This window comes from Enterobacter sp. SCRI0065 (genome assembly GCF_059766475.1).
Genome location: NZ_JCBAJB010000048.1, coordinates 1 through 381, shown reverse-complemented (window position 1 = coordinate 381; position 381 = coordinate 1). Strand labels below are relative to the sequence as shown.

The window sequence follows — 381 nt, the reverse complement described above, 5'->3', positions numbered from 1 at the left end:
CACTCACCCAGCGCAGATCCACATCGCGCATGCGGATGGGCCGGCCGCCCATCACGACGCCGGCATTGGCGGCGTTGTCGGCGATCGTGTCAAACACCTTGCGTGGACGCCCGCTGTCAGGATCGATCGATTGCGAGCGCGCGTCGATGATCTCCAAGGCCGGTATCACGTGATCCACCGCGTCGTACACATCGAACAGCGTCACCTCCGGCCCCTCCAGGCGCTTGCCGAGCACGAAGGCGACTTCCACTTCCACGCGCGGCACGATGAAGCGGCTGGTGGGGATCTCGCTCCCCTCGGCAAAGAACATGTCGTTGAGCAGCGCACCATAGCCGGGCTCGTCGATCTGTGAAGACTGCTGCATGGCGCGTGATGTCAATC

1 protein-coding gene is annotated in these 381 nt (G+C 63.8%); it reads right to left on the bottom strand.

Annotated elements, in window-relative coordinates; all coding sequences use genetic code 11:
• Nucleotides 1–381 (bottom strand): FAA hydrolase family protein (locus tag AC6EMZ_RS23365; RefSeq protein WP_498405194.1); only part of this gene is annotated, 381 nt, incomplete at both ends.